8 protein-coding genes and 2 pseudogenes are annotated in these 8,763 nt (G+C 49.7%); all 10 read right to left on the reverse strand.

Features of this window, described 5'->3' with window-relative positions; genetic code table 11:
• Positions 1-139: 139 nt before the first annotated feature.
• Positions 140-964 carry a carbohydrate ABC transporter permease gene (locus tag AB7S66_RS09680; protein WP_428519476.1) on the reverse strand — a complete coding sequence of 275 codons (825 nt, stop codon included), beginning with the start codon at positions 962-964 and terminating at the stop codon, positions 140-142.
• On the reverse strand, positions 957-1,847 hold the full coding sequence (locus AB7S66_RS09685; protein ID WP_428519478.1) for a carbohydrate ABC transporter permease: 891 nt from the start codon (positions 1,845-1,847) through the stop codon (positions 957-959). Before AB7S66_RS09685 ends, AB7S66_RS09680 begins: the two co-directional genes overlap by 8 nt.
• 84 nt (positions 1,848-1,931) lie before the next feature.
• Positions 1,932-3,185, reverse strand: coding sequence for an ABC transporter substrate-binding protein (locus AB7S66_RS09690; RefSeq protein WP_428519480.1), 1,254 nt, complete (start codon positions 3,183-3,185; stop codon positions 1,932-1,934).
• 181 nt (positions 3,186-3,366) lie between these two features.
• Positions 3,367-3,540 (reverse strand): annotated as a pseudogene (locus AB7S66_RS09695) (MlrC C-terminal domain-containing protein); the annotation flags it as partial.
• Positions 3,541-3,571: 31 nt separating this feature from the next.
• Positions 3,572-4,213: an RloB family protein gene (locus tag AB7S66_RS09700; RefSeq protein ID WP_428519482.1), complete on the reverse strand. Its 642-nt coding sequence runs from the start codon at positions 4,211-4,213 to the stop codon at positions 3,572-3,574.
• Position 4,214: 1 nt separating this feature from the next.
• The gene (locus AB7S66_RS09705) at positions 4,215-5,567 is read right to left on the reverse strand and encodes an AAA family ATPase (protein ID WP_428519484.1); all 1,353 of its coding nucleotides are present in this window, start codon (positions 5,565-5,567) and stop codon (positions 4,215-4,217) included.
• 324 nt (positions 5,568-5,891) lie between these two features.
• Positions 5,892-7,364: a M81 family metallopeptidase gene (locus AB7S66_RS09710; protein ID WP_428519486.1), complete on the reverse strand. Its 1,473-nt coding sequence runs from the start codon at positions 7,362-7,364 to the stop codon at positions 5,892-5,894.
• Positions 7,364-8,104, reverse strand: a complete 741-nt coding sequence (locus AB7S66_RS09715) for a copper homeostasis protein CutC (RefSeq protein WP_428519488.1) — start codon at positions 8,102-8,104, stop codon at positions 7,364-7,366. Before AB7S66_RS09715 ends, AB7S66_RS09710 begins: the two co-directional genes overlap by 1 nt.
• The gene (locus AB7S66_RS09720; RefSeq protein WP_428519490.1) at positions 8,104-8,592 is read right to left on the reverse strand and encodes a hypothetical protein; all 489 of its coding nucleotides are present in this window, start codon (positions 8,590-8,592) and stop codon (positions 8,104-8,106) included. Before AB7S66_RS09720 ends, AB7S66_RS09715 begins: the two co-directional genes overlap by 1 nt.
• Positions 8,564-8,763, reverse strand: a pseudogene (locus AB7S66_RS09725) (hypothetical protein); the annotation flags it as partial. The pseudogene AB7S66_RS09725 and the gene AB7S66_RS09720, both read right to left, overlap by 29 nt.

Below are 8,763 nucleotides of genomic sequence, written 5' to 3' on the forward strand. Positions count from 1 at the left end.
AGTCAAAGTGGTAGGAAACCTCGATTATCTCCTGGGTGTGGAACCTGAGATGGAGCTGGCCTCCCACTCCTGTAGCTACTACTGTTTTTGTGTCCTGAAGCGTGCAGGAATGGAGTGTATGGATTATATGTTTCATGAGTTACCCTTTAACCGATCCAGCGGCAATACCACTGAAGAAAAATCGTTGGAATGCGAGAAAGACGATGATGACTGGGATGATTGCGATGGTTGTCATCGCAAGAAGATCGGACCAGTTGATCTGCAACTGCCCGACGAAGTTTGCCAGTGCTTGCTGTACGGTCTGTTTCTTGTTGTCGGTGATTACGATCAAGGGCCAGAGATAATCGTTCCATCTCCACATGAAGCTGAAGATCGCAATGGTTGCAACGATGGGTTTGCTCATCGGAAGGATGAGACGGAAGAAGATTGTGTACTCCTTTGCCCCATCAATCCGTGCAGCCTCGATGAGGGAGTCAGGAAGGTTCACCAGATACTGCCGTGCGAGAAATACCCCAGTCGGCGTTGCCGCAGGGGGAATGATTATTCCCCACAGTGAATTGAGCATCCCGAGGTTCTTCAACTGGAGAAAAATGGGAATCATGATGACCTGCAAGGGTATCATGAGGGTGGCGATCATGATGGTGAAGATCAGGTTTCTTCCCTTGAAGATGTACTTCGCAAGTGCATAGCCTGCCATGAGGTTTATCATCACCGTAATGAAGGTGGAAACTACAGCCACGAATACGGTATTGGAGAAGTATACCGGGAAATTCCCAGCCTGGAGGCTGCTGACATAGTTCTGTACAGTCCACTTCTGGGGGAGAAAGGTCAGAGGGACACGGAACAATTCACTCTGTGGTTTGAAGGACGAGAGTATAACCCAGAGCACGGGGAGCAAGGTCCCGAGTGCCAGGATGATCAGGAGCCCATAATGGATGCTGTTGTATACTTTCTGCTTATTCATAACCCTGCTCCTTTCCGCTGAACTTGAACTGTACCAGAGTAAAGATGCTGATGATCAACATCAGGACAATGGACATGGCGCTTGCGTAGCCCATTCTGTCCTCAAGAAATGCAACCTGGTAAACTTGTTGGACGATGAGTTTGGTAGCATATCCAGGTCCTCCCTTTGTCATGACGGAAATCAACTCATATGCCTTGAAGGATGCAATGGTGGAAAGCACCATGACCACGAGCAGGGTGCTCCTGAGCAAGGGAAGGGTAATAGCGGTGAAGGTTTTTGTCTTGGAAGCTCCATCGATGGTGGCAGCCTCATATAGCTCTATGGGAATCGCCTGCAATCCGGCAATGAGGATAACCATGTAGTATCCAGCCTGTGCCCAGATACTGACACCTATGATGGAAATCATGGCAAGGTTGCCGTCTGTAAGCCAAGGTATCCCTGAGCCACCGAATCGGCGAAGCAGGTAGTTGATGATCCCCATCTCATCACCCAGGATGAATCGCCAGGCAATACCGACGGTGATCATGCTGAGCAGGGAAGGGACATAGAAAAGAGAGCGGAATACCTTCTCTCCCTTGATGGTGTTTTTATAGAGCAGCAAGGCCAGGGCCAAAGCATAGACCATGATCAAACTGACAGTGAACAGCGAGTACACGATGGTATTGCTGAATGTTTTCCAGAATACAGCGTCTTGGGCGAGTTCAACGAAGTTTGCAAAACCGATGAACCTGGGGGTAGTGAATACCCCCCATTCGGTGAGGGACATCCTCAGCCCCTGGATGGCAGGGACAATGATGAACAAGCCGAATATGAGTATGTTGGGAAGCAGGAATAGCAGTGGTGCTGCTGTCTGATGGAAATTCCCCTTGGTATGTTGTTTCATATGGTTGTGGGAGACAGGTTCTCTGTCGGTAGGAACAATCGTGCTCCCCCTCATCTGAGGAGGAGCCGATATCCAGAATTCAGTTTACTTGAAGTAGGTCGCGCCCTTCTTGTCTACATTGGCAACAGCCTCTTCGGCGGTGATGTTACCCAGCAACACCTCTACGATCTGCTCGCGGATGTAGGTGGTAACCTTGCTCAGGTTGGTGTTTTTCCATTCGTTTGCAGTAAAGGCCGGGGTGACCTTCAGCTCTTCAAGGAAGACCTCGAAGTCATCACTGTTCGAAGGATAGGAAACCTTTGCATCAACACGGGAAGGAATGTTGAAGGTATCACGGCTGTACATCTCGTTGTGAGCCTTGTCAGCGAATGCCTCCATCAGCTTGAATGCCTCTTCCTGGTTCTTGCTTCCCTTGAAGGAAGCGATAAACTTACCACCAGGGACAGAAGAGTTGATCTCAGCCTTGGGCATTCTCACAGCCTTCCACTCAAAGTCTGCAATGTTCTTGTTATAGGTATTGATGTTCCAGCTTCCACCAATATGGCCTGCTACCAGACCTGCCTGGAAGAGTTCAGCCGGGTTCTCGGAACCGAGCCATACACTCTTGGGAACCAAACCTGCATCATGGACGTGCTTGAACCACTTGATTGCGGCAATGGTGCCAGGGTTGTTGAACTCAATGTTAGACTGGTCTTCGTTCAGGAAGTGTCCACCGAACTGATACATGAGAGTAGAGAAGCGGTGAGGGGTGAAGTCAACGGTCAAGCCATACTTCATCTCTGGGTTGGCTGCAACTACTTCTTTCACAACCGATTCCCATTCGCTCCAGGTCCAATCCTTGCTCACTTCATCAACGTCAATCCCTGCCTTGTCAAAGGCAGACTTGTTGACGAGCATTCCATTGGCGGTTGCTTCAGTTGGGTAGGCAACAAACTCACCCTTGGGGTTTGAAGCAAATGCGACCATGGAGGGCAGGAACTGTGCCTTCACTGCCTCGATGTCTGCCACGTGGTTGTCGATTGGCTCCAGGCTATCGACAACAACACTAAGCGTGTTGGTGGTTATACGGGCGAGATCAGGAGGATTTCCCCCGCTGATCATCAACTTCAGTTTCTGGTCGAACTCATTGTAAGCAACAATCTGCATGTCTAGCTTTACATGCGGGTTTGCCTGCAAATAGTCATCGATGGTGTTGAGGAATACCTCATCCTCATTGGCATCGTTGAACCAGAGTACTGAGAGTGTAACATCCTTTCCTGTTTCTTCTTTGGTTCCTGCTGCAAACACTACTGTGCCAGCCAGGACCAAGATCAAGAGAATTCCCAAAATCTTTTTCATTCTTTCCTCCTTGTAAGGCTTGAAAATAAAAGTATGCAAATTTACGCAAAACGTTTTTACTCCTTTACTATAAACCCCATAGATTTTACCTGTCAAGGAAATTTTTCTGTGGTAGGAAGAAATGGTTATAAAAAGGAGAACCAAAGAGGTCCTCCCTATATGTCAGTATCCACTCTCTCTGTCAGATCAATTCCAGCTCAGCCTCGAACTCCCCGTCAAGCGGGTAGATGGGCCTGGAGAGCTCTCTGTAGGGCAGGCGGGTGAAGAGCTCGTCGGTGCTGCCGGTGGTGAGTACCATCATCGACCGCTTTGCAATCGAGCGTATCTGTGGTTCCAGATAGACCAGCTTCACCACTTGTGTAGATTGTGAGATTCCACCTGTAAGCTTACCCGCATGCAGTATTGTCTTCATTCGTCTTGAGCTCTTGAATTTCCTTCATGATTAGATATACATGAGTACCAGGATTTATCGGTACACCGTCATTGTCTACTTGCGTTTTACCTGCCTCTCTCATGGCATGAGGAAACCCGGATTCATACTCTTCTGGCTTCAATGAGTTCTTTCTATAGCTTTTCTTAACCTTTTTCAGTTCTTTTCCCATATCCTTGGAACAATTAATTGGAGAAGATGGTAAAGGTGCAAAATGGAGGAACAGCCAGAGCTCAAAGCATGGGTTACTTACAGCAACTTGAATAGGCATTTTCCTTATTTTTTGTCCCATTACCTCTCTTATTTGCTGATCTTTCCACCTATCCTTATCGATTGCCAGCCAAAGCTTATCGTGTTTTCCAAGATCAAGTTTTTTTGCTGTAGCTTTAAGGTTTTCTAGTACATAGGCAGGGGCAGAACATCTATCCTTAGAGGGAATAGGGAGAACTTTGACTCTTCTATGTGAAACAAAGGGGAACGAGAAATAAAGCTCCTCAGTCTTTTCACCTTCAGTAGCAACCAGAACCAAAAAAGCATCCCGATAGGGCTTAATATCTCTCTGAAATTGTGGTTTTGTTCTTTTTACATGGCTTGCCATATCAATGAATCCTCAATTGGTTTCCATGAAAAACAGGGATTGCTCCAAATCGGCCGCTCAAGTATCCCTTTTCATAGTTCAATCCTGTGGTAAGCTTGAATTCCACAAGGTTGCAGAGATGGCTTCCGTGACCAGGGTCTTTTTCGATCAACCATATTTCATCACTGCGGAATATATCTGCATCCAGCAGATTGGTGTCATGGGTACTGAAGATCAGTTGGTTGCCTATTTGGGAGTTTGTTGTTTCTGTTATGAAATTCTTGATAAAGTATTGAGCGAGCAAGGTATGGAGACTTCGCTCCAATTCATCAATAACAAAAACAGTGTCTTCCCCATGGATGAGATCCAATGCAGGAAGCAAATGAAGCATTCTGTTCATACCACTGGAAGCCAATGACATATCAAATTGAATATGCTTCCCGTCCTGCCTTGTATATCCTGCTTCCAGCTTGACCATTTCAAAACCCTCTGCGGTCTTCAGTACAACACCATGCGGGTTCGCATATTCATCATTCAGAGGAACAGCTTCGTTTTCTTGCATCTCCTCAAACATTGAATGATATTGTGCTGCTTCAGCATCTTCAAAACGGGAACAGAACTTTTCAATATCAAAAGGTTTGCGTACTGAGTCCAGTTCATCAATATCAAGGTCCATCTCCTTGATCCGCTTATTTATCTTCTGTAGGGTTTCAGACTGATCATGCAACAGCAACTCAAGTGCTTGTACTTTGCTTTCAGGCATGATGATGAAACAATGGTCTGAAAACCATTCAATAATAGGAGCAAGGATTTTGACATTTCTATTGACTGCTTCACGAAGAAATAGCTCTTCTTGATTTATTCCTTCCATAATAAAGCCAAGGTAGTTTTTACCTTTGGGTGTTGCAGAGATAAGTGCTTGTCCAAATGTAGCCATAGGCTTTCCGTTCTCATTATATCGTTCAAACAGGAGACTTGGTTTTGACGAGAAATATACTGAAAGCCATTCTTCCTGTACAACCTTCTTATGGAGCGAAAACCCATAGTCATACACAATGTCATGATATTTAAAGAGAATTGAAAATCTAGTGGGTTCATTTTCCTGTATCGTGTCAGCTAACCTGAATGGAGTGACAGAGGGATATATATCTTGTGTTACGCGCAATTTCATGAAGGAGAGGGCATCGATAAATGTTGTTTTGCCACTTCCGTTTTTTCCATAGATAACTGATACGGGAAGTACATCCACTTTCTTATTCTTGGGGGAGTGCAACACATGTTCGCTCTTTTCCTTGATTCGTTTAGCAGGAGCAAGATTAAGCAATGCTTCCTCTTTGAAACTCCTAAAATTGGAAACGGTAAAGTTGATTAACATAGGTGTTTTCTCCTTTTTGGGTATGTTTATGATAAGATGATTAATCCGGAGAGTCAACAATAATATATGCTTTTAAGAGCAAATACCTTTTAAAGTGTAAAAATATTAGTTATTTGCATTGAATTCCTATGCAAATTACGAATAGAAAGCTTTTTCTGCATGAAGAGATCTCCATACAAAGGGAGGCATTCGTGATTACGATATTGGACGCCTGGCAATACTACGTACACCACAGTAACTCGCTTTCTATAGAAGCACTGGATACAATAAAAAGGAGAGAGACCCTACCAGTCTCTCCCCTTGTTCCAGTATCCTTGATTCTTGTCAGATCAATTCCAGCTCAGCATCAAACTCCCCGTCAAGCGGGTAGATGGGCCTGGAGAGCTCCCTGTAGGGCAGGCGGGTGAAGAGCTCGTCGGTGCTGCCGGTGGTGAGTGCCATCATCGACCGCTTTGCAATCGAGCGTATCTGTGGTTCCAGGTAGCCCAGCTTCACCACGATTGCCTTGCACCCTGTCGGCTCAGCCCCGAGGATCCTCATCATCCCGGGGTCGTAGCATCCTACATGTTTGCTCGCCACCACCACGTGCACCCCTCCCATCTCCAGGAGGGCAAGGTCGGCGTTGTTCGCGCCTTCCCATTTCTCCTTGAGGGAGATGACCTTGGCCTCAGCCTCGATAGGACTGCTCTTCTCTTTGTCGAACTTCGCTCCCAGTGAGCAGTGGAAGGATGAACCAACTCCCTCGCGGAAAGCCTGAGCCACCACAGGTGGGTCATAGAATCCCTGGTAGAGCAGGGGTGGACTGAGCGTGGAGAGGACGGGGTCGTCCATGACCAGGCGCAGGAAGTTCGTCACATCCCCGCTTCCCCCTGCGGTCGGGTTGTCCCCGCTGTCGCTGATGACCACCGGGTACACACCTTCTGCAATCGAATCCTTGGTCGCCCCTATGGCATCGCTGGGCATCCTGGTCTCGTTGTAGAACCCGAACTCGGCCCTCCGGCCCCAGAATATGGCTGCCAGTTCCTTTGCTATCTCATCGGCTCGTTTTTGGTCGTCCTGGGTCACCACCACCGCATGCACCGCGTTCTCCCTCTCATCCGCCCAGGGGAAGCCGAGGGTGAAGGAACAGGCAAGCACGCCTTCTTCCTTCTCCCGTTCCCTCAGCTCCTGGATGAGGCTCCTCATCGGCTCCACGCTGGTCTCGCTCTGCTCCCCTGCGATAAGCATCGGTATCCTCACCATGGCCATGGTGGGTCTCTTGCCTGACTCAATGGTGCGGATGACCATCAGGGCGGCGTGGATGCCGGTCTCGTAGGTATCGGTGTGCGGGGCGCACTTGTAGCCCACGAACCCGTCCGCTGCCTTCCTCATGCGCCTGGTGAGGGTGGCATGCATGTCCAGGCTGGTGAGGATGGGGATTGATGGCTGGATGAGTCTCACCGCCTCAAGCAGGTCCCCCTCGGCCTCCCCGATGCCTGCAACCCGCATGCTTCCATGCAAGGAGAGGCAGATGGCATCAAGCTCCCCTGCTTCCCTTAGGTCCTGCAGCAGTTCTTCCTTGAGCTCCTGGTAGTATGTTCTGTCCCACACCCCGTTGGGCACGGCCCGTGCAACCAGGGAGGGGATGACCTCATAGCCTGCGGCGATGAGGGTATTGATGATTCCGCTGGCCGAGCTCTCCTTCTTTGCGAAAAGCTCCTCCTTCCTGCTCACCCAGATCTCATCACGGGAGGTGATGATGGGGTTGAAGGTGTCGGACTCATGGTGCAGCCCGCCCACGAAGACTCGTCCTTTCATCACCTGCCCCCTTTCTGGGAGACCACGGTTCCCACCCGGCCCTTGTCGGTGTGACGGAGACTGAACTCCGTCTGGCGGAGCATGCCACCCATGTAGATGTGGTCGGGCCTGTAGGTCATGCGGGACTCATAGGTGCCGTCCAGTGCCACATGGTACTCCTTTGCCCCCAGGGCTTCCTGGATCCTGGTGAAGTTTCGCTCGGTGATGCCACAGCCAGGCATGACGATGATACGCTCGTCTGCTTGGTCGATCAGGCTTTTCAGTGTCTCCAGCCCCTCGGTGACGGTCTCCTCCAGGCCGCTGGTGAGCACCCGGTCGACCCCGAGCTCGATGAGCTTCTCCAGGGACCTTGAGGCGTCACGGCTCATATCGAAGGCGCGGTGGAAGGTGACCGAGCAGGGGCGAGCGATCTCGATGAGCTCTCTGCTGCGCTCCATGTCGATCTCCCCGTCAGGGGTGAGGATGCCGAAGACGATGCCGTCGGCCCCCGCCTCTCGGAAGAGCCTTGCATCCTCCTTCATCGCCTCAAACTCCAGGTCCGAGTAGCAGAAGTCGCCGCCTCGGGGGCGGACCATGACGTTCATGGCTATGGTGGAGTGTGCCCTGGCTGCCTTGAATGCTCCCAGCGATGGGGTAGTGCCCCCCTCGAACAGGTCGGCGCAGAACTCCACGCGGTCGGCCCCTCCTTGCTCTGCTGCGATCACGCTTTCGATCGATTCCAGACAAATCTCAATCTTCATTATCTGCTCTCCTCTTCCAGGACTATCTGTAGTGTATGGGCGCCCAAAGCCGGACGCTTGAGTGGACTTCCCACTGTATGGACGATGAACTCATGCTTACCTTTCTGCAAGGGAAGAGATGTAATGAAAGCATCAGTGTGTCGTCCCTTCTGTAAGCTGCTGTAATAAGGTTTTCCATCCACCACTAGAACAAGCTTCTCCTCTTTTTCCAGTGGTTCTGTGGTTTTCCAGTAGATGGAGAGCTTCTTGTTCTCCTCTATGGCAATCTTCCAGTGCAGACTTGTGGGGATAGGGCGGTAGGAGTAGTACTCTGCTCCAGTATATCGGTAGACAACCACCGGTTCTCCACAGGCAAAGGAAGGCCCTTGGTACTCTTTTTCTGGTATCTGGAGGGTTGTTGTTTTCCTCTCCGGAGGATTCCCTGCAAGTTCCTTTCCAATGCCTTTCAGGACTGCTTCCTCAAACTCCTGGATTGATCCATCTCCCACCAGACCTATATTCAGAAGGTAGTTCCCCCCCCCCTTCGATTACTCTCCTGGCAGTCGCACTCAGTTCCTTGATCTTCTCATGCTTGTCGCCGCGTACCTGCCAACTGCGGTAGCCCCATGTCTCCTTATAGATGGAAGCCGGAGTCTGCCAAGGGCAATCGAGCGCTACAG

The sequence above is a fragment of the Sphaerochaeta sp. genome, assembly GCF_050178175.1.
In the GTDB taxonomy this organism is placed as follows: domain Bacteria; phylum Spirochaetota; class Spirochaetia; order Sphaerochaetales; family Sphaerochaetaceae; genus Sphaerochaeta.